25 protein-coding genes and 1 other RNA gene are annotated in these 20,503 nt (G+C 59.3%); 16 read left to right on the forward strand and 10 right to left on the reverse strand.

Going from position 1 to position 20,503, the window contains the following annotated elements:
• Positions 1-8 precede the first annotated feature (8 nt).
• Together TRM7615_RS10180 and TRM7615_RS10185 are read left to right on the forward strand one after the other, a co-directional pair.
• On the forward strand, positions 9-1,157 hold the full coding sequence (locus TRM7615_RS10180; RefSeq protein ID WP_108787062.1) for an aromatic ring-hydroxylating oxygenase subunit alpha: 1,149 nt from the start codon (positions 9-11) through the stop codon (positions 1,155-1,157).
• A gap of 102 nt (positions 1,158-1,259) precedes the next feature.
• Positions 1,260-1,784 carry a hypothetical protein gene (locus TRM7615_RS10185; RefSeq protein WP_108787064.1) on the forward strand — a complete coding sequence of 175 codons (525 nt, stop codon included), beginning with the start codon at positions 1,260-1,262 and terminating at the stop codon, positions 1,782-1,784.
• Between the two features lie 54 nt (positions 1,785-1,838).
• Here TRM7615_RS10185 and TRM7615_RS10190 read toward each other — a convergent pair whose 3' ends face one another.
• Both TRM7615_RS10190 and TRM7615_RS10195 read right to left on the reverse strand, forming a co-directional pair.
• Entirely contained in the window at positions 1,839-2,252 is a 414-nt protein-coding gene (locus tag TRM7615_RS10190) for an ester cyclase (RefSeq protein WP_108787066.1), read from the reverse strand.
• Between the two features lie 124 nt (positions 2,253-2,376).
• Complete coding sequence (locus TRM7615_RS10195) at positions 2,377-2,955, reverse strand: TetR/AcrR family transcriptional regulator (protein ID WP_108787068.1); 579 nt, start codon at positions 2,953-2,955, stop codon at positions 2,377-2,379.
• Between the two features lie 238 nt (positions 2,956-3,193).
• On the opposite strand from TRM7615_RS10195, the gene TRM7615_RS10200 reads away from it, so the two are divergent.
• From TRM7615_RS10200 to rnpB, 6 genes are all read left to right on the forward strand, one after another.
• Complete coding sequence (locus TRM7615_RS10200) at positions 3,194-4,753, forward strand: adenylate/guanylate cyclase domain-containing protein (RefSeq protein WP_108787308.1); 1,560 nt, start codon at positions 3,194-3,196, stop codon at positions 4,751-4,753.
• 147 nt (positions 4,754-4,900) lie between these two features.
• Positions 4,901-5,188 carry an Asp-tRNA(Asn)/Glu-tRNA(Gln) amidotransferase subunit GatC gene (gene gatC / locus TRM7615_RS10205; RefSeq protein WP_108787069.1) on the forward strand — a complete coding sequence of 96 codons (288 nt, stop codon included), beginning with the start codon at positions 4,901-4,903 and terminating at the stop codon, positions 5,186-5,188.
• 3 nt (positions 5,189-5,191) lie between these two features.
• Complete coding sequence (gatA, locus tag TRM7615_RS10210; protein ID WP_108787071.1) at positions 5,192-6,679, forward strand: Asp-tRNA(Asn)/Glu-tRNA(Gln) amidotransferase subunit GatA; 1,488 nt, start codon at positions 5,192-5,194, stop codon at positions 6,677-6,679.
• Positions 6,680-6,722: 43 nt separating this feature from the next.
• Positions 6,723-7,556, forward strand: coding sequence for a hypothetical protein (locus TRM7615_RS10215; protein WP_108787073.1), 834 nt, complete (start codon positions 6,723-6,725; stop codon positions 7,554-7,556).
• Positions 7,507-8,238 carry an N-acetylmuramoyl-L-alanine amidase gene (locus TRM7615_RS10220; RefSeq protein WP_108787075.1) on the forward strand — a complete coding sequence of 244 codons (732 nt, stop codon included), beginning with the start codon at positions 7,507-7,509 and terminating at the stop codon, positions 8,236-8,238. The genes TRM7615_RS10215 and TRM7615_RS10220 overlap by 50 nt, the downstream gene beginning before the upstream one ends.
• Positions 8,239-8,540: 302 nt before the next feature.
• Positions 8,541-8,939, forward strand: an RNA gene (gene rnpB, locus TRM7615_RS10225) — RNase P RNA component class A.
• A 15-nt stretch (positions 8,940-8,954) separates the two neighbouring features.
• On the opposite strand, the gene TRM7615_RS10230 is transcribed toward rnpB, so the two are convergent.
• From TRM7615_RS10230 to TRM7615_RS10240, 3 genes are read right to left on the reverse strand one after another with little or no spacing between them, the layout of a single operon-like run.
• Positions 8,955-9,287 (reverse strand): GYD domain-containing protein, encoded by a 333-nt coding sequence (locus TRM7615_RS10230; RefSeq protein ID WP_108787077.1) that lies wholly within the window; start codon positions 9,285-9,287, stop codon positions 8,955-8,957.
• A 58-nt stretch (positions 9,288-9,345) separates the two neighbouring features.
• Positions 9,346-10,188, reverse strand: coding sequence for a DUF2182 domain-containing protein (locus TRM7615_RS10235; protein WP_108787079.1), 843 nt, complete (start codon positions 10,186-10,188; stop codon positions 9,346-9,348).
• A gap of 12 nt (positions 10,189-10,200) precedes the next feature.
• Positions 10,201-10,839 carry a DUF1326 domain-containing protein gene (locus TRM7615_RS10240; RefSeq protein WP_108787081.1) on the reverse strand — a complete coding sequence of 213 codons (639 nt, stop codon included), beginning with the start codon at positions 10,837-10,839 and terminating at the stop codon, positions 10,201-10,203.
• 306 nt (positions 10,840-11,145) lie between these two features.
• Between TRM7615_RS10240 and rpmG the strand changes: the two genes are divergently transcribed.
• The 3 genes from rpmG (at position 11,146) to TRM7615_RS10255 (ending at position 12,472) form a co-directional block, all read left to right on the forward strand.
• Positions 11,146-11,313 (forward strand): 50S ribosomal protein L33, encoded by a 168-nt coding sequence (rpmG, locus tag TRM7615_RS10245; RefSeq protein ID WP_039682682.1) that lies wholly within the window; start codon positions 11,146-11,148, stop codon positions 11,311-11,313.
• Positions 11,314-11,409: 96 nt separating this feature from the next.
• Positions 11,410-11,892 carry a GNAT family N-acetyltransferase gene (locus TRM7615_RS10250; protein ID WP_108787082.1) on the forward strand — a complete coding sequence of 161 codons (483 nt, stop codon included), beginning with the start codon at positions 11,410-11,412 and terminating at the stop codon, positions 11,890-11,892.
• Between the two features lie 64 nt (positions 11,893-11,956).
• Positions 11,957-12,472, forward strand: a complete 516-nt coding sequence (locus TRM7615_RS10255; protein ID WP_108787084.1) for a hypothetical protein — start codon at positions 11,957-11,959, stop codon at positions 12,470-12,472.
• 2 nt (positions 12,473-12,474) lie between these two features.
• Here TRM7615_RS10255 and TRM7615_RS10260 read toward each other — a convergent pair whose 3' ends face one another.
• The 3 genes from TRM7615_RS10260 to TRM7615_RS10270 form a co-directional block, all read right to left on the reverse strand.
• On the reverse strand, positions 12,475-12,945 hold the full coding sequence (locus TRM7615_RS10260) for a GNAT family N-acetyltransferase (RefSeq protein ID WP_108787086.1): 471 nt from the start codon (positions 12,943-12,945) through the stop codon (positions 12,475-12,477).
• Positions 12,946-13,041: 96 nt separating this feature from the next.
• Entirely contained in the window at positions 13,042-13,818 is a 777-nt protein-coding gene (locus tag TRM7615_RS10265; protein WP_108787088.1) for a Bax inhibitor-1/YccA family protein, read from the reverse strand.
• A 179-nt stretch (positions 13,819-13,997) separates the two neighbouring features.
• Positions 13,998-14,207, reverse strand: a complete 210-nt coding sequence (locus TRM7615_RS10270; protein ID WP_108787310.1) for a DUF1127 domain-containing protein — start codon at positions 14,205-14,207, stop codon at positions 13,998-14,000.
• A 125-nt stretch (positions 14,208-14,332) separates the two neighbouring features.
• Here TRM7615_RS10270 and TRM7615_RS10275 point away from each other — a divergent pair, with 125 nt between their 5' ends.
• Entirely contained in the window at positions 14,333-15,211 is an 879-nt protein-coding gene (locus TRM7615_RS10275) for a LysR family transcriptional regulator (protein WP_108787090.1), read from the forward strand.
• Positions 15,212-15,880: 669 nt separating this feature from the next.
• Here TRM7615_RS10275 and TRM7615_RS26230 read toward each other — a convergent pair.
• On the reverse strand, positions 15,881-16,114 hold the full coding sequence (locus TRM7615_RS26230; protein WP_370739794.1) for a hypothetical protein: 234 nt from the start codon (positions 16,112-16,114) through the stop codon (positions 15,881-15,883).
• A gap of 179 nt (positions 16,115-16,293) precedes the next feature.
• Between TRM7615_RS26230 and TRM7615_RS26235 the strand changes: the two genes are divergently transcribed.
• A complete protein-coding gene (locus TRM7615_RS26235; RefSeq protein WP_370739798.1) occupies positions 16,294-16,464 on the forward strand; it encodes a hypothetical protein in 171 nt (56 codons plus the stop codon).
• An 11-nt stretch (positions 16,465-16,475) separates the two neighbouring features.
• On the opposite strand, the gene TRM7615_RS10285 is transcribed toward TRM7615_RS26235, so the two are convergent.
• Entirely contained in the window at positions 16,476-17,432 is a 957-nt protein-coding gene (locus TRM7615_RS10285) for an NADPH:quinone oxidoreductase family protein (protein WP_108787312.1), read from the reverse strand.
• Positions 17,433-17,780: 348 nt separating this feature from the next.
• Between TRM7615_RS10285 and TRM7615_RS10290 the strand changes: the two genes are divergently transcribed.
• From TRM7615_RS10290 to TRM7615_RS10300, 3 genes are all read left to right on the forward strand, one after another.
• A complete protein-coding gene (locus TRM7615_RS10290) occupies positions 17,781-18,152 on the forward strand; it encodes a helix-turn-helix domain-containing protein (protein ID WP_085794954.1) in 372 nt (123 codons plus the stop codon).
• Between the two features lie 57 nt (positions 18,153-18,209).
• A complete protein-coding gene (gene hisN / locus TRM7615_RS10295; RefSeq protein ID WP_108787094.1) occupies positions 18,210-19,001 on the forward strand; it encodes a histidinol-phosphatase in 792 nt (263 codons plus the stop codon).
• A 122-nt stretch (positions 19,002-19,123) separates the two neighbouring features.
• Positions 19,124-20,458, forward strand: a complete 1,335-nt coding sequence (locus TRM7615_RS10300) for an 8-oxoguanine deaminase (protein ID WP_108787096.1) — start codon at positions 19,124-19,126, stop codon at positions 20,456-20,458.
• The last annotated feature ends 45 nt before the right edge of the window (positions 20,459-20,503 follow it).

Below are 20,503 nucleotides of genomic sequence, written 5' to 3' on the forward strand. Positions count from 1 at the left end.
GAGCCATCATGGAGCGCAGCGAAGAGATTGGATTGATCCGCGAAATCATCGGCCTGGCCGAACAGAAATCTGCCTATCTGGACGATACGATCAGCCATTCCCCGATTTCGCGCTATGCCAGCCCGGAACGGTTCGCGCGCGAAGAGGTGGCGCTGTTTCGGCGCAAGCCGGTGGTGGCGGCGCATTCGGGCGAGTTGGACGGGCCGTCGAGCTTTCTTACCCGCTCGGTCATTGGGCTGCCGGTGCTGCTGGTACGAGACGCAGAGGGCCAGGCGCGGGCCTTTTTGAACGTCTGTCGCCATCGCGGGGCCACTTTGGAACGCGAGGGGGCGGGGTGCAAACGGGTCTTTACCTGCCCCTATCATGGCTGGAGTTGGACAAATCAGGGTGAGTTGCGCGCGGTGCCGCAGGAAAAGCAGGGCTTTCCGGATTTGCCGCGCGCCGAGCGGGGCCTGCGGCGGTTGCCGGTGGCCGAGGCGCACGGGTTCATCTGGATCATCGCCAATCCCGAGATGAACGAGCCGCTGAACATCGAGGGCTGGCTGGGGCCGATTGCCGATGATTTCCGCTGGCTGGATCTGGCAAACCACAAGATCGCCATGGAAAACACGATCGAGGTCAAGGCCAATTGGAAGGTGCTGGTCGAGGGCGGGATCGAGGCCTATCACTTCCGCGTTGCGCATGCCAACACCATCGCGCCGCATTTCCCCGACAACCTGTCGACCTATCGGTGTTTTGGCCCGCACATTCGGTCAGTTCTGCCGCGCACCAGCATGAAAACGCTGACCGATACGCCCGAAGAGAAGTGGTCGATCCGGGCGGATGCCAATGTGCTTTATACTCTGATGCCCACCACGCAACTGTTGGTGCAGCAGGATCACGTGGTCTGGATCAATGCACAGCCCCAATCCGAAGGGCACACCACATTGCGCATTGTCACACTGGTCCCGGCCGACAAGATCGAGGGCGACGAGATGCAGGCGCACTGGAAGCTGAACCAGAAGATCACCATGGCCACGCTGGCCGAGGATTTTGAGCTGGGGGAGGAGATTCAATCGGGCTTTGCTTCGCGCGGGAACCACAGCCACCTGTTCGGACGGTTCGAAGGGGCGCTGAACCGGTTCAATCTGGCGGTCGAGGAGCTGATTGCGGGCTGAAACAGCCGATCATTTTCGCGAATTTCCGGGGATATTGCCCAAATTCAAACACAAACGCCCTCTATCCATGGTTGCATTCCAACCTGGCAGAGGTGCGTTCCCGTGTCTTATTCCTATGATTTCGATATGTTTTCGGTCATGCCCGATGAGGTCCAGCAAGAGTTTCAGGGCTTTCTGAACGAGATTGGCATGGCCCATACGGCGACCCAACAAGTGGCCCTGTTTCGCGATCCCGGACTGGCTGAGGCGCTGCGCAGTGCGGATGAAGAAATCAAGCAGATGTTTCTGGATTCGGGCTTTGGCTTCAACGTCTGTCACAGCGGCGCGCCTGAGGGCCGTTTCCCGGCCCGGGACGAGAACGCCCGGAACGCCTGTGTCAGCCGCTTGGCCAAGAACATGGGGAAGGTCGAAAACCTCAAGGATCGGGACTGGGGCGGCTTCGACATTGTGGCGTTTCTGGACTACTTCCAATCCGCCGAGCCGATGGACGAGGTTGAAATCACCGCCCTTCATCAGGACCTGGCCCGGCAAGCCCGAAAATACAAAATGCGCCGTCGCATGGCTCAGGTGGGTCTGGCGTTGGGCTGCACCATGGTCGTGGGCGCCGCGGCTGCGATGGTGCTCTGAGCCCGATGGAACAACACCGCCCCACGGGGCGGTGTGTTTTCGGCTCTTTGCGGGTCAGGCCCAGCCAAGCTGTTTCAGCGAGTGTACATCGTTCCAGATCTTGGTCATCCGGGTGATCTTGTCGTCTTTGAACTCCATCACATAGGCGTATTCCGCAGCCACCGTATTTCCGGTGGGCGGTACGGGGCCACCTTCGCCCGTTTGGGTACCCTTGAACACCGAAGTTGCAACCACGATGCCGCGTTCGTGGTCGGTGGAAAAGGATTTCAGATCATAATGGCCGTCCGGAACCGGGGTCAGTAGGCCGGCAGTCCAACCGGTGTACCCTTCGAGCGTGTCAATGTCGGCCAGAGCATCGGCCTGACAGGAAAAGCCCGCGCCGTCGTGGCAATAGGATTTGCACACTTCCCAACCCTTACCGGTTTCACACGCATCGAAGAATGCCATTGCTGTCTCGGATATTGTCATGGTGTTGCCTCCCAAAAGTTGTTTTGCAGGAACCGGCCTTACGCATCGAAGTCGGGCGGCCGGTGCAGGCAATATAAAATAAACATTTTAAAAAATATATTTTAAAATATGGAGGACCTTTCGGCTACCGATGTAACACGCCCATGATCATGTCATAAAAATCTGGAATGACGTCTTTTTTTGCGTCGTGGCGCCCATAAAGAACAGTGCCATGCACACAAAATACGATGAAGCTTGCAAGTTGCCTGGCATCTTTTTCCGGTCCGATGTCACCATCGGATTGAGCGTTTAGCAAGGCGGTTTCGATCAACGATTCGACCTCGGCGCAGAAGGCACCGACCTGCATTGCCGCATCTGCGCTGATCAGATGTCTCTGAGCCAGATGGTTCATCATCAGGCAGCCCTTGTACTCCGTTCTTGCGGCACCCGTCATGACGTTCCTCAGGAACATCTCGACCCCCGCAAGGTTCGGGTTTTCGATCAGGATCTGATACCGAGGGCCGATGACATGGCCGCGGTAGTATTCAAGTGCTTCGACAAACAGGCCGTCCTTGTCGCCGAATTCCTTGTACATGCTGGCCGTGTTCAACCCGGTCTCGCGCACCAGATCGCTGATCGAGGTCGCCATGTATCCGTTCCGCCAGAAGACGCTCATGGCGGTTTCGATCACCGCATCGCGGGAGTATGTTCTTGGTCTGCCCATGGGGGAGTATTAAAACGTTCGATTGAAAATGACAATGAACCTCAACAAGCTGTGATCAAAGGTCATGAACTGGCTTCCGACCCATATGCTACTTCAGTGGTTCCGGAAATGCTCTATCCGGGCTTTCCCAAAAGCGAGACAGGGATGGCGGCAATGCGACCGGATGGCTTGAAGGGTGCCCATATGAAGAAGATAGACTATAAGTACTCTTATTTGGGGCATGCTGCGGGAGAATTTGATGGATCAATTCGGGCGATTTCTTTTGGCGCGGCCCTATTGGTTAATCGTGGTTGTTTTAATAGCGTTAGTCGGCCTTCCCGCCGCGATTTGGCTGGACCTGCGCAATCTCTCTGATGAAACGTTGCGTCGGCAGGCTACCAGCCTGAACAGTATTATCACATCAGTGCGGACCTACTACGCAACAAATGTCGTATCTCGGGTGGTCAACTCCAATACGGAAACGCAGGCGTTGCACAACTACCTTGACGTTAACGGCGCGATCCCGATCCCGGCGACACTGTCGCTTGAACTGGGAGAGAAGATCGGGGCAGTGGAAGGCGACGTTGAGTATCGCTTTGTCTCTGATTATACCTTCGCAAACCGGCCTCCCCATAAGCTTGACGAATTTGAACGCAATGCGTTGATCAAGTTTCGAACTGATCCTATGGATCATGATTTTTTTGTGAATTCGACCGGGAATGTGTGGAACCGCGAGATTACCTTGGCTACGCCGGTGGTCATGGCAGGAGGGTGTGTCCGTTGTCACAATTCCCATGCCGAAAGCCCAAAGAAGGATTGGAAGGTTGGTGACGTTCGTGCGCTGCAGACGGTTACCGTTCGTCAGCCCGTCGCTCTCAACCTGTGGTCCTTCAAGTGGTTGCTGCTCTACTTTACCGCTGCTGGAACCATGGGCTTTTTCTTTGCTGTCATGCAGTACAAGCTTGCTGCCAGTTTCAGCCGGATGAATGACGAATTGACCGCGAACAACGAGTTTCTGGCAGGCATATCGTTGAAGATTTCCAAGTATCTTTCCCCACAAGTCTACAGATCAATTTTTTCTGGAGAGAAAGACGTTCATATCTCGACCGAGCGAAAGAAGCTGACGGTCTTCTTTTCCGACATTAAGGATTTCACAGCGACGACCGAGCGCATGCAGCCAGAAGAATTGACGGCTCTTTTGAACGAGTACTTTACAGAAATGTCCCTCATCGCCGAGGCTCATGGCGCAACAATCGATAAGTTCATCGGCGATGCCATCGTTGCTTTTTTTGGTGATCCTGAGACCAGAGGTGCCGCCGAAGACGCGCGGGCGTGTGTACGTATGGCTCTGGATATGCAGCTGCGGCTGGCCGAATTGGCCGAAGTCTGGAACCAAAAAGGGTTGGAGCACCCGTTCAAAGCCCGAATGGGGATCAACACTGGGTATTGCAATGTTGGAAACTTCGGGTCTGACGATCGGATGGATTACACGATAATTGGAGCTGAGGCGAACTTGGCCGCGCGACTCGAGAGCATCGCGGAGCCCGGTGGCATTGTAATGAGTTACGAGACCTACGCCCACGTTCGTGACATCGTCCAGGCGGTGCCGTCCGAAGCTGTTCATTTTAAGGGAATTGCACGTGAAATTACCCCTTACCACATTACGAATATTCCGGTTTCGGATAACAAAGGGACAAGCTTTTCGCCGAGAGAAGAAGACGGCAAATTGACAGTGGATTTGGCGGCCCTGGATGAACCTGCGCGGGCGCGGGTTCGCACGGCCATTCGCGAAGCTCTGGGCAAGGCTCAGGCATCTTAAGCGGTTGGGTCGTGATATGAGGTGTCGCTTGGCGCAGGGCCCCCCGTGTTTTCTTGGGTCGTGGCCGGAGCCTCTTGTGTACATGCGACCTTGCAGCCCATGGGCGAGGGCGGTAAATGCCTGTCTGACGCGATATTGAGGGTTCCCATGTCGATTGACCAAAGCACCGCCGCCAAGGTGGCCAAACTGGCCCGGATCAAGGTCGAGGACGACGCGCTGCCGGCGCTGGCCTCGGAATTCAACACGATCCTTGGATTCATCGAACAGCTGAACGAAGTGGACGTGGATGGGGTCGAACCGATGACCTCGGTCACGCCCCAGCGCCTGAAGCGCCGTGAAGATGTGGTGAATGATGGCAGTCAGCAGGACAAAGTGCTGGCCAACGCGCCCGACGCCCGCGAGGGCTTTTTTGCGGTTCCCAAGGTGGTGGAGTAAGCCATGTCTGATCTGAACAAACTGGGCCTGGCCGAGGCCCGCGACCTGCTGCGCAAGGGCGAGACCAACTCTGTCGAGCTGACCGAGAGCTGTCTGAAGGCGATTGATGCCGCCGATGCGCTGAACGCTTTTGTCCACAAGACGCCCGAGATCGCGCTGGAGCGTGCCAAGGCCGCTGACGCGCGCATCGCGACAGGCGACGCGCCCGCGATGTGTGGTCTGCCGATCGGCATCAAGGATCTGTTCTGCACCAAAGGTGTCGACAGCCAGGCGGCCAGCCGCATCCTGAAAGGGTTCAAGCCCGAATACGAATCCACCGTCAGCCAGAACCTGGTCGACGCAGGCGCCGTCATGTTGGGCAAGCTCAACATGGATGAATTTGCCATGGGTTCGTCAAACGAAACCTCGGTTTATGGCAACGTGGTCAGTCCCTGGCGTCGTGAAGGCGACACCGCCGAGCTGACCCCGGGCGGCTCGTCGGGTGGCTCGGCTTCGGCTGTGGCGGCTGACCTCTGTCTGGCCGCGACCGGCACCGACACCGGTGGCTCGATCCGCCAGCCTGCGGCCTTCACCGGCATCACCGGCATCAAACCCACCTATGGCCGCTGCTCACGCTGGGGTGTGGTGGCCTTTGCCAGCTCGCTGGATCAGGCCGGTCCGATGACCAAGAACGTGCGCGACGCCGCCATCATGCTCGAGGCGATGTGCAGCCACGACCCGAAAGACAGCACCAGTGCCGATCTGGCCGTGCCGAATTTCGAGGCGATGCTGACCGGCGACATCAAGGGCAAGAAGATCGGTATCCCGAAAGAGTACCGTATGGACGGTATGCCAGGTGAGATCGAAAAGCTGTGGTCCGATGGCGCGGAGATGCTGAAGGCAGCCGGAGCCGAGATCGTCGATATCAGCCTGCCGCACACCAAGTACGCGCTGCCTGCGTATTACGTTATCGCACCGGCTGAGGCCTCGTCGAACCTGGCGCGCTATGACGGGGTGCGCTATGGCCACCGCGCCACGCTGGCGCAGGGTGATGGCATCACCGAGATGTACGAAAAGACCCGCGCCGAAGGGTTTGGACCAGAAGTGCAGCGCCGCGTCATGATCGGGACCTATGTGCTCTCGGCTGGTTTCTATGACGCCTATTACAACCGCGCGCGCCGCGTCCGTACGCTGATCAAGAAAGACTTTGAGGATGTGTTTGCCGCTGGTATCGACGCGATCCTGACGCCCGCCACGCCTTCGGCGGCTTTTGGGCTGGGGGAAATGACGGATGCGGATCCGGTGCAGATGTACCTGAATGACGTCTTTACCGTCACTGTGAACCTGGCCGGTCTGCCCGGTATCGCCGTGCCCGCAGGCGTGGACAAACAGGGCTTGCCCCTGGGGCTGCAGCTGATCGGGCGTCCGTGGGAAGAGGGCGATCTGCTCAATACCGCCTATGCGCTCGAGGATGCGGCGGGCTTTGTAGCCAAACCGGCAAAATGGTGGTAAAGCTGCCGCTCAAGTAAGAGCAAAAACCGGCAGGACAGCAGCCATGCGCCCATATCTTTTGATCCCCGTTATGGGGGTTCTTGCAGCATGTAGCCCCCAGATACCCGACTCCGCCGCTGGTGTCGGGTTCAACACCTCGCCTGAACAGGCCGCTCGTGAGGCGGCTCTGTCCGGGGAAACGGTGAATGGTGATCCTTTGATCCCGGCCTCGGCCGTCTCAAGCGAAACCCTGCCTGCGGGCAGCTCGCAAGTGGGCATCCCTGCTCAGGAGCAGGGGTTGTTCACCAATGCGACAACAACGGCGGCCCCAACTACTGTGGCTGCAACCACGCCTGCGTCGACGGTTGCGGCCAGTAGCGCGACGTTGACAGCACAAGACATCGCCAACGAAACGCAGGCCGCGCTGACGGCTGCGTCGCAGAATTCCGGTGTGGCGCCTTTGCAGGCCAGCCCGTCGAACCCGGCGCCTCAGGTGCTTAACAACCCCTCGATCTCGGACGAACAGGACTTTGCCGCCGTATCCAGCCGACAGTCGATCGAAAGCGACGCCGACCGGATTGCGCGCAACAAGGAGCAGTACCAGTTGGTCACGCCGACAGCGATCCCGGAACGGGACAGTGCCGCCCAGCCCAACATCGTCAGTTATGCGCTTCGCACCACCAATCCGAAGGGCGTGCAGATCTACAGCCGGGCGGGCTTCAACCTGCAGGCCAAGTCGCAGCGCAATTGCGCAGGCTTTGCATCGTCCGATCAGGCTCAGATCGAGTTTCTGGCCAATGGCGGGCCCGAACGCGACCGCAAGAGTCTGGACCCGGATGGGGATGGCTATGCCTGCGCTTGGGATCCCGCCCCGTTCCGCCGTGCCGTCCAGAACTGAAGCATCGGTTGATGCGACAGGGGCCATCTGGCATCCGTCGCCGAATTTTGGCCCTCGCCGGGATGATTTGACGCCTTATCTGGTAGTGATTCACTACACCGCGATGGAGGGGGCTGTGTCGGCGTTGGAGCGGCTGTGTGATCCGATGGCCGAGGTGTCAGCGCATTACCTGATCGGACAGGATGGAACGCTGTGGCAGATGGTGCGCGAGGCGGATCGCGCCTGGCATGCTGGGGCAGGGGAATGGCACGGGCAGAGTGACATCAATTCGCGGTCCGTGGGCATTGAGTTGGACAATCGCGGAGATCATCCGTTTGCCGAGCCGCAGATGGCGGCACTGGAACGCTTGCTGCCGCAGATATTGTCGCGATGGGATATTGCGCCGAAGGGTGTGATCGGACATTCCGACATGGCGCCGGGGCGTAAATTTGATCCCGGCCCAAGGTTCGATTGGTTGAGGTTGGAGCAACAAGGTCTGGCAGGTGGGCGAGGCAATGACAACGGCCCGCAAGACGCGGCATGGACGACTTTCCGTGCTTTGGCCGAAGAGGCCGGATTCACCGCGGATGTTGATGATGCGACGCTGCTGACTGCGGTGCGGCTGCGGTATCGCCCTTGGGGCCACGGGGCGTTGGCACCGGAGGATTTTTCTCCGCTTGGGCACACGTCGCTTTGGACGTGATGTCCATGAGAATGAGCAACTCTGGTAGCACTCCCGCCCGTCGTCAGATTTTCTGACGAAAATCCGTCTCCCGTTGGGCCGGGCCGCCGCGCTTTGCGCGGCGGCGGGCGCTGCATCGCACCCGCTGAGAATTGATACGCTCCCTTGGCTACAGGCGGGACTGCGCCGCGCCACAGGCGCGGCGCCGGGCCCAAGGCCGATAGCAGAGCTGACGCAGTCAGGTCTGCTCGGGCGCGGGAGGCCCCCGTCGTGCGCCATCGCCTCTTGACGCCCTCTCTGTCACCGCATACCCCACCGCTTGCGCGGAGGGCCGGATGGCCGCGCGTGGGGCTCGCCCCACGCGAGGAAAGTCCGGACTCCATGAAGCAACGGTGCCGGGTAACGCCCGGGCGGGGAAACCCGACGGAGAGCGCCACAGAAATAAAACCGCCGCGCCTGTCGCGGTAAGGATGAAACGGTGGGGTAAGAGCCCACCGCGCCCCTGGCAACAGGGGTGGCACGGCAAGCCCCACCTGGAGCAATGCCAAATAGGACCCCCGCGCGGGCCTGTGTCGGCCCTGGTCGATACCGCCGCTAGGCGCGCTTCAGCCGAGAGGGGTCGGGTTGGCAGCTCGAGCCGCGCAGCAATGCGTGGCCTAGATGAATGGTCATCAAAGGGGGCAACCCCTGAACAGAATCCGGCTTACAGGCCCTCCGCGCGCTCACTCGACAGGGGCTTACCCACCCGGCGGGGTATAGCCCGAGGTCAACGACGCGGCCTTGCTGGCGATGTCGCCAAATTCGGCGCTGGTCCAGGCCCGCACCGTTTCGACGTCCTGAACAGCACCTGAGGCGGCAACCGCCATGCCCAAGGCAACGGTGTCGGTGCCATCGGCGGCTTCGCTGATCATGACAACGTCATTGGATCCGGTCGTGAAGTAAAGCGCGACGACCTTTGCCCCGACTTTGTCCATAAGTGCCTGAATGGCGACCCCGCGATCTTCGGGTTTTGACAGCAGGCCTTGCAGACCAGATGTCGAGTACGACGCATAGGTGATAAATAGTGGCATGGTTCCCTCCTTTGGGATTGGTGGTTTTTGATACGTTTTCTGTCGAATCGGGCGACCGTCACGTCGCTGAAATCACGGCAGTTGCGCTCAGGTAGAGGCCGCTGCAAACAAGTGCGCCCCCGGTGACAAATGACAGCCAGCGGCCCTTCGGAGCGATCTTTTCAAGGGCTACGTAGATCGCGATTCCCGCAATCCAGTAGAGATTCATAACCCCGCCGACAAAGAGCAGGGCCATCAGGGCCCAGCAACAGCCAAGGCAATACAGCCCGTGATCCGCGCCAGTGGCAAAGGCCCCCAAAAGGCCGGGGCGATGATGCTCGGCTAGAAAATGGGCAGGAGAGCGGCAGTGACGCAGGCACGCATCCTTGAAGGCCGAGAGTTGGTAGAGACCAGCAGCCAGCAGCAGCACTCCGGCGGCGCCCTTGGATTTGAGCGTCATCATTGGGCCATCCGATAGTCCGGCGGCCTCAAGACCCCATTGCGCCCCGGTCGCGCCCAGGCTGAAGATCCCCCAGGTCAAAAGATACCCAACCAGGAACAGAGCGGTGAAGGCGCCCGACCTGGGGGCGTCGGGCCCCATTTTCTTGATGGCAGCAAACAACAACACGGTGGGTGCGGCGCTTGGGGTCATCATGGCGATCATCATGACCCACCACATCAGGAATATGAGCACCGCATGAAGCGCAGTCCACGGCGCGGCAGAACCCATTTGCATGGGCTCTCCGACCGGGCGAGCCATGCGCGTCATCTCAACAGCCGACATGTTCATGCCGACCCCGAACACGGTGTATGTGGCCGCCAGAACAACAACCAGCGTGAGGCTGATCAGAACGATTGCCCTGTCGCGCCTGAGCAATTGCTCAACGCGCTCAGACGCGGCAGCGCCAGTGTTTCGTGTCATGATCGGGTCCCGTCAGGCGCGTACGACGCCGTCTCCACTCAGATGCAGCCTGGCAAAATGAGCGTGGGTGCCGGTGTTCTTCAGCAAAGACAGAGCTCCACCCATGGTTCTGGTTCGGCCCTGTGCGGCCTCGGCCTGAGCAAACTCAAATCCATTGGGCAAATCAAAGCGCACCCGGTGAGGTTCCCCCGAGACAACATTGGCCAGTGGCTGTCCTTCAACTTCGAAAACGCCATCAACGGTGGCCTTTCCGACTCGGTTTTCTCTGTCGAGTTCAACCGAAATCGTTGCTGTCAGGGTTTCATGCTTGGTTGGGCACATGGCACCGAACACAAACCACATGGTCGCCATTTCCTCGGTGTCACCCCCCGTCATGATTGTCTCCAGTGCCGCCTTTTGCGCAGCACTCGCGGTGGCGTCGATGATCAGCTGCATCTCGCCGTTGCCTTCGTGAATAGGGCCGGGCCATTTGTAGACCGACGCCGCCTTAACCCCGCTCAGGTCGACATCACCGTGATGTCCGCTTTCAATATCGTAGACCACAGCAGCTTCGCAGGTTCCGTCTGTCGGCAGGACGCTAAATTGACACGGACACCCAAAATTGCAGTTGCAGTTGGCCATTTCTTCGCCACTGATCATCCAATTCGTCATAGTAAATTCCCCCAATAGGACGCGGCACAATCGCCGCTACTGCTCGCACTTTCGTTGCCTGAAGCGCGGCCTCGTGCCGTTTTTCGGTTCGGCTTGATGTATTGGGTCTTGGGCGGATCGTATCACAGATCCGTGATCTAGTCTAATTCAGCCAGGATCGGTGCGGGGCAGACGTTGGCAGGAAATGCAATTTGCGGTGCCAAGACTTCGATTCTGGTGTTGACTCGCGGGCCGGGACAGGTAAAAGCGCACGCTCATAGGAATTCAACCGAAAGGCCCGCGCCTTTTGGGCTCAGGAGAGAACTCATGGCGAAGCCGACGACCATCAAGATCCGTCTGAACTCGACCGCAGGCACCGGCCACTTCTACGTGACCAAGAAAAATGCCCGCACCATGACCGAAAAAATGGTTGTGCGTAAGTACGACCCGGTCGCGCGCAAGCACGTCGAGTACAAGGAAGGCAAGATCAAGTAAGTCTTGCTGATCTGGACCAATCCCGAAAAAGGGTCACGTTAAGGCGTGACCCTTTTTCTTTTGTCTGGACCTCTTTGTCCAAACCCGGGAGCGCGCATGCATGTCAGGGCCACCACCCGCGATGATTTGGCCGTTGTCGACGCGCTGTTGGCGCGGTCCTATCCCAAATTGCTCAAAAAGGATTACCCGCCTTCGGTTCTGGTGACGGCGTTGCCGCTGATCTCGCGCGCACAGCCTGCGTTGTTGAGCAGCGGCACCTACTATCTGGTCGAAACGGACGGGCACCGCATTCTGGGGGCAGGGGGGTGGAGCCGGGACAGGCAGGCGCGCACTGTGGGTCATATCCGCCATGTGGTGACGGATGCGACCGCCACGCGGCGCGGGGTGGGGCGGCTGTTGCTGGGCCATGTATTGGAGCAGGCGCGCGTCCAGGGCGTCACCCAGATGGAGTGCTGGTCCACCTTCACCGCCGAGCCATTTTACCGTGAGATGGGGTTTGAAACGCTAGGGCCGATTGATGTGCCGTTGCAACCCGGAATAACCTTCCCCGCGATCCGAATGAAACAGCGCTTGCTATGAGGGGGCAGCACCCGCTAGCCTATGGGCGTCTGCCACACAATTCTGCTGCAAAGTTCTGACGCCCATGAAAAAAATCCTGCTGCCCGCTTGTCTTGCCGTTCTGTCGCTGTCTGCTTGCGCAGATTTTTTTGTGCGCGAAGGCGTTGGGTTTACCGGGATCGACGGGGAGCCGAAGACCTTTAGCGAGGCCAAGGGATCCGCCGATTACGTCACCCGGCAGTCCTCGGTGCCCGCGCGGTTGGCCACACTGCCGCCGGTGCGTCTGCGCACTGACAGCGCGGATGTTTCGGCCCTCGCCGGTGCTGCGCTGGAGGCTGGGGGCCGCACGCCCGCCAATGCAGCCGAAGTGGGTGGAACCGACCGCACGCTGTATCTGAGCACGGTTGAGGTCAACGGTGTGCTGTTTGCCGTGCTGCGCACGCGCGAAGGGGACACCACCCGAATGGCGAGCGGAGCCGGAGATACATTCCTGGCCTCGGTCCCGCGTCTGACCGGGTGTCTGGCCAGTGGTCCGGCCTATCAAAACGGCAAGGCCGGGCGCCGCACGACCGCTTATGCCGTGCCGCTCAATTGCAGTTGAGCCTACTCTCGCCATTCCGCATAGACCGTTTTGGGCAGTAGCCCCGCCTGCGCCATCAGCCGGGCTGAGGCGTCGTTGAAGCTGGCGTATGTGGTGGCGATGATCCTGATGCCATCCTTGGCCAGTTGCGCTTTCATGGTGTCAATCAGCGCGCGACCGATGCCTTGTCTCCTGTGATCTGCATCGACCGAGATATGATGCAGCATGCCGCGTGTTTCAGCGTGACGGACAGGTATCGCGGGACGGTGCTCGATCTCGTAGATCGCATAGCCGCAGAGCGCGCCTTTGGTTTCGGCAACTAGGGTGTGCATGGCCTTGCCCTGCAGCCAGCCTGTGAGCCAAGCGAGTGTCTCTTCCTCGGCTGGTAGGGGCGGATAGCGTTCAGGTTGATGCGTGACATGCAGCGCGTGGACCTGATGGAGCAACGGCAGTAGACGATGTGCCTCGTCCAGGAGCAAGGGGCGAATGAGCATTGGAATATCCGTTTTCGAGAAATGGTGGCTGAACAAAGAAAAAGGGCGGGATCGATGTGATCCCGCCCTTTTGGAATTTGGTTTGTTGGGGTGCGCTTATTCGCGGTTTCCAAACAGCTGGAGCAGGAACATGAACATGTTGATGAAGTCCAGGTAGAGGCTCAGCGCGCCCATGATGGCGGCCTTGCCCAGCCACTCCTGGTCGCCCGCGTGGGCCATCTGCAGGTATGTGTTCTTGATCTGCTGGGTGTCATAGGCGGTCAGACCGGCAAAGATCAGAACACCGATGGCCGAGATTGCGAAAGCAACTGCAGGCGAACCCAGGAAGATGTTGACGATGGACGCCACGATCAGGCCGATCACCCCCATGATCAGGAAGGTGCCCATGGCCGACAGGTCTTTTTTCGTGGTGTAGCCCACCAGCGACAGACCGGCGAAGGCGATCGCGGTGATCAGGAAGACCTGGATGATCGACTGACCGGTGAAGACCAGGAAGATCGAGCTGATCGACAGGCCCATGACGGCAGCGAATACATAGAATACCAGCTGTGCAGCAGAGGCCGACAGGCGGTTGATGCCCGCGCTAAAGCCAAAGATGAACAGCAGGGGGGCGAACATGATCACGTACTTCAGGGGCGAGCCATAGATCGAATAGCCAAACGATGTCAGGTATTTGTCCGCGCTCAGCTGAGCAACGGCTGCCGAGGGATCGGCAGTAACGGCCAGGCCGGAAATGGCCCAAGCAGCAGCAAAGGTGATGAGCATGCCCACGGACATGGTGCCGTAGACTTTGTTCATGTGGGCGCGCAGGCCCGCGTCAATCTCGGCCGTGCGCGCGCCTGCGGCCGTCCGGATTGTGTCGAATTGTGCCATATAGGGTCTCCATTCCATAAACTTGTGGCCGTTCGGCAGAAACCGTCGGCTTTCTATGTGAATATCGGAGAGGTTGGCTGAAAATTCAAGTATTTCCGGTGCAGGATTTGCACGGAAAACCGGTCAAATCGGCGGCGTTTGATGTGGGCGCCGCCGATCTATTGTGCATTGTTCATGGCTTAGCAACGCCATGTTTCCGGAGCATCCCAGATCGGGCGGCTTGCTTCGCGATGCGCTTGGGCACGCGATACGCCAATATCGTCCAGGGCAGTATCGTCCATGCGGGCAAGGGCCTTGCGCTGGCGGTGTACGGCGACCAGATGCGTGATGGTCTTCAGGATCGAGGCGCGGCGGCGGCGGTGGGCAATCGAGGTGTTGATCAGGGTCATGGCCTTTTCCTTTCGCAGGTGTTGATGATTCACGTTAGTTAGATCAATTTCCTTGATGTATATGGCGTATTGTGTTTGATTATGAAAACGAATGTTTTTGATCGAATACATCAAGGATTGTGATAATGCGAAATCTCGACATCACCACGCTCAGATCTTTTGTAGCCGTTGCCGACAGCGGTGGGGTGACCAAGGCGGCCGGTTTCCTGAACTTGACGCAATCAGCCGTGTCGATGCAGCTGAAACGGCTGGAAGAGCTTTTGGGGCTCGACCTGCTGGACCGCTCGGGGCGGGGTATTGCGCTGACGGCCTCGGGCGAGCAGTTGCTGGCTTATGCGCGGCGCATGGTTGCCCTCAATGACGAGGTGATCGGGCGTCTCACCGATCAGGCGTTCGAGGGCGAGGTCGTTCTGGGCGTGCCCCATGATATCGTTTATCCGGCGATCCCACGTGTTCTGAAACAGTTCAGCACGGTTTTCCCACGGATGAAGGTGCAGCTGTTGTCGTCTCATTCGATGCTGTTGAAAGAACAGTTCGCGCGCGGCGAGTGCGATGTGATCCTGACCACCGAAGTGGACGCAGGTCCCGATTGCGAAACCATCGCAGAGTTGCCCTTGCGATGGGTGGGGGCGCCGGACGGTTCTGCCTGGCGTCAACGCCCGCTGCGGGTGGCCATGGGGCGGCGGTGCCTGTTCCGACCCAAGGTTCTGGCCGCGCTGGATCAGGCCGGGGTGACCTGGGATCTGGCGGTGGAAACCGACAATGACCGCACCATCGAAGCGACGGTTAGCGCAGATCTGGCGGTGCACGCGATGCTCGAGGGAACAGAACCGCGTCATCTGGTGCAGATCGAAAGCGGTGGTGCGTTGCCCGAGCTGCCGGTTCACAAGATCAACCTGTATGGCGCGTCAGGCAACAAAGGTCCTGTGGTGGATGAGCTGTTGTCGCTCGTGCGCCAGAGCTTTGTGAATCTTGGTGGTACGCATCTGAAGGCGGTAGGGTGAGGGGGGGAACCCAAAACCGGCGACAGGCATGAAACGTCACTCACGCAAAATGATTGGGTCATAGAAACACACTGGTCACAGCGCTTCGGCGCCTCTTCGCGGTCTTGGGTTCCCAAGATCAGCCGTATCCCAATTGGCCTAGCAAGAGATCCGCACACAACCACAACCACTCACTATGCATCTGTGAAATAAGGATCTTTGCCAAACTGACGTGCCTTAGCATCGGTTAGCCGAACGCCTGTTTTTCTGCCAACAGTTTTCAGCCGCTTTGGACGCGGTGCATGGTTTTTCGGACGGATTGCAAAGTTTTCCGGCTTTTCCGGCCCGTATCTTGTCGTTCAAGACAAGCCGTCTAAGCTGTGAATTTCGACAGCCTGGGTGCGTCGTAGGGGTCAAGGGCGTGATTGTAACGAGAGGTGGTGAATGTCAGATACAGAAGGGGCAATTGATGACACCTCTTCCGCATCGCTGGCCCATAGCCACTTTTCCGTAAGCAGCCTGCCCAGGCGACATCGGTTCGAAGAGTGGCGCGAGAGCATATCCTGTGTATTCGAGGTCGAGGCCTCATCAGACGTCAGGCAGGACAATTTCAAGGCCAGCGTGGACGGGCATCTGCTGGACGGTGTGATGCTGGCTCAAACCAGTTCGCGGCAGCAGACCTGGCATCGCTCATCGCAGCGCATCGCGGCGGATGGCATGGATCACTACATGGTTCAGCTGTTTTCCAGCGGCAACATGGCGACGGATCAGGGCCCGACCGGGGGCGTTGCGCCGAAAGATGGTCTGGTGGTGTTTGATCTGTCGCGCAAGGCAAAGTCGGCGGCCAATAACTTCATCAATGTCTCGTTGATCCTGCCGCGCGAGATGGTGGCACCGTTTTTGCAGGCCCCAGATGATCAGCATCTGCGGTATTTGTCCTCCGAAGAGCCACTTGTGCGTTTGCTGCACAATCAGATCGCAACGCTGCGCAGCATCGCGCCGGACATGACCACGGCCCAAGCGATCGAGGTTGTGCCTCATGCCGGCGGGCTGTTGCGCGTCAGTTGGCCGATCCGGCCCTGGCCCATTGCCCGATTTATGATGTGGCCCTGTCGTGCGGGTTCGAAAATGCCGCTGCCTTTGCGCGCGCGTTTCGGGCAGATTTTGACCAATCCCCGCGCGAATACCGCGAAAACGCCAAGACCTTGCGCCGTGTCGATCTGAGCCGACGCGACACGGCGGAAAGTTATGAGGCCTGGCTGCATCAGCTTTGAGAGGCGGGCACCTAGGGGGTGATCACCACCTTGCCGGTCGACTTTCGCTCTTTCAGCAGGGTCATGCCTTCGGCAGCCCGATCCAATGGCAGGACGTGGCTGATATGGGGTTTGATGCGGCCCTGTGCGTGCCAATCGAACAAGGTGGCAAAGCTGTCATGCACCACTTGTGGCCGAAATTTCAGATAGCCTCCAATGTAGAAGCCGATGACGGTCAGGTTCTTGACCAGCAGATGGTTGGCCGGGATCTGAGGCACATCACCCCCGGCAAAGCCTATGGGCAACAAGCGCCCCTCGGGGTTGGTGGCGCGAAAGGCGGCCTTGAACACCTCCCCGCCGATGGCGTCATAGACCACATCCGCCCCGCCCAAGTCCTTGACGCGGGCGCGCAGGTCTTCGGCATCGTCGATCAGGATGTCGGCACCCGCCTGACGCGCGACCTCAAGCTTGTCGGCCCCGCGGGCGTGGGCGATGACGCGCGCGCCCATCAACTTGCCGATCTCGACCGCGGTCAGGCCGACACCGCCGGCGGCGCCGGTCACCAAGAGCGTCTCGCCGGGTTGCAGACGCGCGCGGTGGTCCAGGGCCATGTGGCTGGTGCCATAGGCGATCTGGATGGCGGCGGCGTCCTCAAAACTCATGGTGTCGGGCAGTTTCACCGCGCGATCCGCGTCAAAGACGCCGTATTCGGCCAGGCCGCCGTGGCCTGAGTAAACCGCCACGCGATCGCCCGGGGCCAGGTCCGTGACGCCTTTGCCAACAGAATCGACCTCGCCTGCCACCTCGAGACCCAGGGTGAACGGAGTAGGGGGGATATCCTGGTACGTGCCCTTCTGCATCAACAGGTCGGCAAAATTCAGCCCGCAGGCGCGAATGCGTAGTCGGATCTGACCGGGCCCGGGATTTGGCACATCGACTTGGACAAATGCGGCGTGCTCGCCTTTGGATCGAATTTGATAAGCAAGCATCCCACTTTCCTTGTTTTCTTGCCCCATCGAAAGGCTGCCAAGTTGTTTCTGCCCGGTTTTTTGGGGGCAAACGATGGGCGCTGCAACCCCATGGACCAACAGGTGCGACGGTTTGCTCTCGTCAATTTCACCAATTCTTGAGCATCATACTTAAACTTGTGTTCGCTTCAGGAGAATCAACCGGGTTGAATTCAACCCAAAACTTCGTCATATTTTCAGACGTGGTGCGGTTCGGGTCGCATTGGTGAAATTAGGGATATGTTAAACGGCACGCCTAAATGTGGGATGAGCGCCGCGCCCTGTTGTCGAAACCCGGACGGTTGTCAGTGAAACAGAGGAGATACCCTAATGACCCATCCCGTTGATGTACATGTGGGAAAACGCGTAAGACACCGTCGCTGGTTGATCGGCATGACCCAGCAACAGCTGGCAGAGCAAGTCGGCATCAAATTCCAACAGATTCAGAAGTATGAAACCGGTGCCAACCGGATCAGCGCCTCGCGTCTGTGGGATATCGCGGATGCTTTGGACGTTCCCGTCAGCTTCTTCTTCGAAGGCCTGGACGACGCGCACAAGAGCACCCCAGAGAAACCCAACGTTCCTGCGGATCTGATGGGCGACAAGGAAGCGCTGGACCTGGTGCGGTCCTACTACGCGATCCCCGAAAACCAGCGCCGTCGCCTGTTCGAACTGGCACGTGTCCTGAGCGACGTTGCTTAACACTTCGGCTGACAACTGAGGCTTGCATTTGAAGGGCGTGAATGTCACTCGTGACGCATGACTTTTGACGCGCTTACAGACCTGCAAGTGGCACATGAAATGGCAGACGCTGCACGCGCAGCGATTCTGCCATTTTTTCGTCGTGCCGACCTGACTGCTGAAAACAAGCTGACCGAGGGGTTCGACCCGGTCACAGCTGCCGACCGCGCCGCCGAGCAGGCCATGCGCGAGGTGCTGGGGCGGCATCGTCCCGACGATGGTATCTGGGGCGAGGAATTCGGCCAGAGCGCGGGCCAATCCGGGCGGCAATGGGTTCTGGATCCGATCGACGGAACGCGCGGTTTTATCAGCGGGACCCCGACCTGGGGCGTCTTGATTGCGCTGTCTACAGAAGATGGGCCGATCTTGGGGATCGTCGATCAACCCTATATCGGTGAACGCTTCGTTGGGTCACCCGAGGGCGCGGTGATGACCGGACCACATGGCGTGGCCGAGCTGAAAACCCGGGATACACAGTCACTTGCGGACGCCGTGCTGTTCACCACTTTCCCCGAGGTCGGAAGCCCGGACGAGCGTGCCGGGTTCGAGGCGGTGGCCCGTAAGGTGCGGCTTACGCGATACGGGATGGATTGTTATGCCTATGCCCTGCTGGCTGCGGGGCAGGTCGATCTGGTGATCGAAGCCGGGCTCAATGCCTATGACATCCAAGGGCCCATCGGCGTGATCGAGGCGGCAGGCGGCATCGTTACCGACTGGCAGGGCGGCCCGGCTCATAACGGTGGGCGCGTTTTGGCCGCAGCCAATGCCGACATTCACGCCGCGGCGCTGAACATTCTCAAATCAAAATAGTCTGTTCTTGAGAGCCTGGCGTTTTGGCGCTAGGCTCGCTGTCGCACTGGTTCTTCAGCCCACTTTCCATCGGTGCGTTTCACACTTCGACCTGAGGTGGGCGGACGAACGGAGTGTGCGATATGCAAGAATTTCTGATCAAAGACGCTGATGTCATCCTGACGATGGATGATCAGCGGCAAGAGCTGTCCGGCGCTGATATTCTGGTGCGGGACGGGGTGATTGCCCAGGTCGGGCAGGGGTTGGAAGCGACAGGTGAGACAGTTTTGGCCAAAGGGTGTGTTGTCACGCCTGGCCTGGTGAACACACACCATCACCTGTATCAAAGCCTGACGCGTGCAGTGCCTGGCGGGCAGGATGCGCTGCTCTTTGGCTGGCTGCAGACGCTCTATCCGATCTGGTCACGCTTTGGGCCGGAAGAGATGTTCGTCTCGGCGCAAGTGGGATTGGCTGAATTGGCGCTGTCGGGCTGCACGCTCAGCTCGGACCACCTGTACCTCTATCCCAACGGGTCGCGTCTAGACGACACCATTGCCGCCGCGGCCGAGATCGGGATTCGGTTTCACCCTACGCGTGGGGCCATGAGCATCGGTGAAAGCGACGGGGGCCTGCCGCCGGACAGTCTGGTCGAGAAAGAAGCCGCCATTCTAAAGGATTCGATCCGCGTGATTGACGCCTTCCATGACCCCAGCGAGGGTGCGATGGTGCGAGTGGGGCTGGCGCCTTGTTCCCCGTTTTCGGTCAGCCGCGATCTGATGCGTGACGCGGCCATCCTGGCGCGCGACAAGGGCGTGATGCTGCATACCCATCTGGCGGAAAATGACGAGGATATCGCCTATAGCCTTGCCAACTTTGGGTGTCGACCGGGGCAATATGCCGAGGATCTGGGCTGGACTGGGGATGACGTCTGGCACGCCCATTGCGTGAAGCTGGACGGGCAAGAGATTGATCTGTTTGCGCGCTCAAAAACTGGCGTCGCGCACTGCCCCTGTTCGAATTGTCGTCTTGGCAGTGGCATCGCTCCGGTGCGCGCCATGCGCGATGCGGGCGTGAACGTGGGTTTGGGTGTCGACGGCTCGGCCAGCAACGACAGTGGCAACCTGATCGCCGAGGCGCGCCAATCGATGCTGTTGCAGCGAGTCGCCAATGGCGCGGACGCCATGTCGGCCCGCGAGGCGCTGGAGATCGCGACGCGGGGTGGTGCGGATGTGCTGAACCGCCCTGACTGCGGGCGGCTTGCGCCGGGCAAGCGTGCGGACATCGCGATCTGGGATGTGTCAGGTGTTGAAAGTGCAGGCAGCTGGGATCCGGCGGCGCTGCTGCTGGCGGGGCCGACGCAGGTGAAACACCTCTTTGTCGAAGGTCGCCAAGTGGTCCGCGAGGGCCATGTCACCACCGTCGACCTGCCACGGGTGATCGAACGCCAGAACCAGTTGGCCTGTGCACTTCAGGCGTAGTCCCTGAGTTTCACCCTTTCAAAACTACTCCCACCGGAGGCTCGC

Source organism: Falsiruegeria mediterranea M17, from assembly GCF_900302455.1.
GTDB classification, from domain to species: Bacteria; Pseudomonadota; Alphaproteobacteria; order Rhodobacterales; family Rhodobacteraceae; genus Falsiruegeria; species Falsiruegeria mediterranea.

Excerpts from the sequence above, each read along its gene's own strand:
- TRM7615_RS10180 (WP_108787062.1), top strand. The coding sequence starts at position 9 with ATGGAGCGCAGCGAAGAGATTGGATTGATCCGCGAAATCATCGGCCTG.
- TRM7615_RS10190 (WP_108787066.1), bottom strand. The coding sequence starts at position 2,252 with ATGACAATATCCGAGACAGCAATGGCATTCTTCGATGCGTGTGAAACC.
- TRM7615_RS10195 (WP_108787068.1), bottom strand. The coding sequence starts at position 2,955 with ATGGGCAGACCAAGAACATACTCCCGCGATGCGGTGATCGAAACCGCC.
- TRM7615_RS10200 (WP_108787308.1), top strand. The coding sequence starts at position 3,194 with ATGGATCAATTCGGGCGATTTCTTTTGGCGCGGCCCTATTGGTTAATC.
- gatC (WP_108787069.1), top strand. The coding sequence starts at position 4,901 with ATGTCGATTGACCAAAGCACCGCCGCCAAGGTGGCCAAACTGGCCCGG.
- gatA (WP_108787071.1), top strand. The coding sequence starts at position 5,192 with ATGTCTGATCTGAACAAACTGGGCCTGGCCGAGGCCCGCGACCTGCTG.
- TRM7615_RS10215 (WP_108787073.1), top strand. The coding sequence starts at position 6,723 with ATGCGCCCATATCTTTTGATCCCCGTTATGGGGGTTCTTGCAGCATGT.
- TRM7615_RS10220 (WP_108787075.1), top strand. The coding sequence starts at position 7,507 with ATGCCTGCGCTTGGGATCCCGCCCCGTTCCGCCGTGCCGTCCAGAACT.
- TRM7615_RS10230 (WP_108787077.1), bottom strand. The coding sequence starts at position 9,287 with ATGCCACTATTTATCACCTATGCGTCGTACTCGACATCTGGTCTGCAA.
- TRM7615_RS10235 (WP_108787079.1), bottom strand. The coding sequence starts at position 10,188 with ATGACACGAAACACTGGCGCTGCCGCGTCTGAGCGCGTTGAGCAATTG.
- TRM7615_RS10240 (WP_108787081.1), bottom strand. The coding sequence starts at position 10,839 with ATGACGAATTGGATGATCAGTGGCGAAGAAATGGCCAACTGCAACTGC.
- rpmG (WP_039682682.1), top strand. The coding sequence starts at position 11,146 with ATGGCGAAGCCGACGACCATCAAGATCCGTCTGAACTCGACCGCAGGC.
- TRM7615_RS10250 (WP_108787082.1), top strand. The coding sequence starts at position 11,410 with ATGCATGTCAGGGCCACCACCCGCGATGATTTGGCCGTTGTCGACGCG.
- TRM7615_RS10255 (WP_108787084.1), top strand. The coding sequence starts at position 11,957 with ATGAAAAAAATCCTGCTGCCCGCTTGTCTTGCCGTTCTGTCGCTGTCT.
- TRM7615_RS10260 (WP_108787086.1), bottom strand. The coding sequence starts at position 12,945 with ATGCTCATTCGCCCCTTGCTCCTGGACGAGGCACATCGTCTACTGCCG.
- TRM7615_RS10265 (WP_108787088.1), bottom strand. The coding sequence starts at position 13,818 with ATGGCACAATTCGACACAATCCGGACGGCCGCAGGCGCGCGCACGGCC.
- TRM7615_RS10270 (WP_108787310.1), bottom strand. The coding sequence starts at position 14,207 with ATGACCCTGATCAACACCTCGATTGCCCACCGCCGCCGCCGCGCCTCG.
- TRM7615_RS10275 (WP_108787090.1), top strand. The coding sequence starts at position 14,333 with ATGCGAAATCTCGACATCACCACGCTCAGATCTTTTGTAGCCGTTGCC.
- TRM7615_RS26230 (WP_370739794.1), bottom strand. The coding sequence starts at position 16,114 with ATGCTGATCATCTGGGGCCTGCAAAAACGGTGCCACCATCTCGCGCGG.
- TRM7615_RS10285 (WP_108787312.1), bottom strand. The coding sequence starts at position 17,432 with ATGCTTGCTTATCAAATTCGATCCAAAGGCGAGCACGCCGCATTTGTC.
- TRM7615_RS10290 (WP_085794954.1), top strand. The coding sequence starts at position 17,781 with ATGACCCATCCCGTTGATGTACATGTGGGAAAACGCGTAAGACACCGT.
- hisN (WP_108787094.1), top strand. The coding sequence starts at position 18,210 with ATGACTTTTGACGCGCTTACAGACCTGCAAGTGGCACATGAAATGGCA.
- TRM7615_RS10300 (WP_108787096.1), top strand. The coding sequence starts at position 19,124 with ATGCAAGAATTTCTGATCAAAGACGCTGATGTCATCCTGACGATGGAT.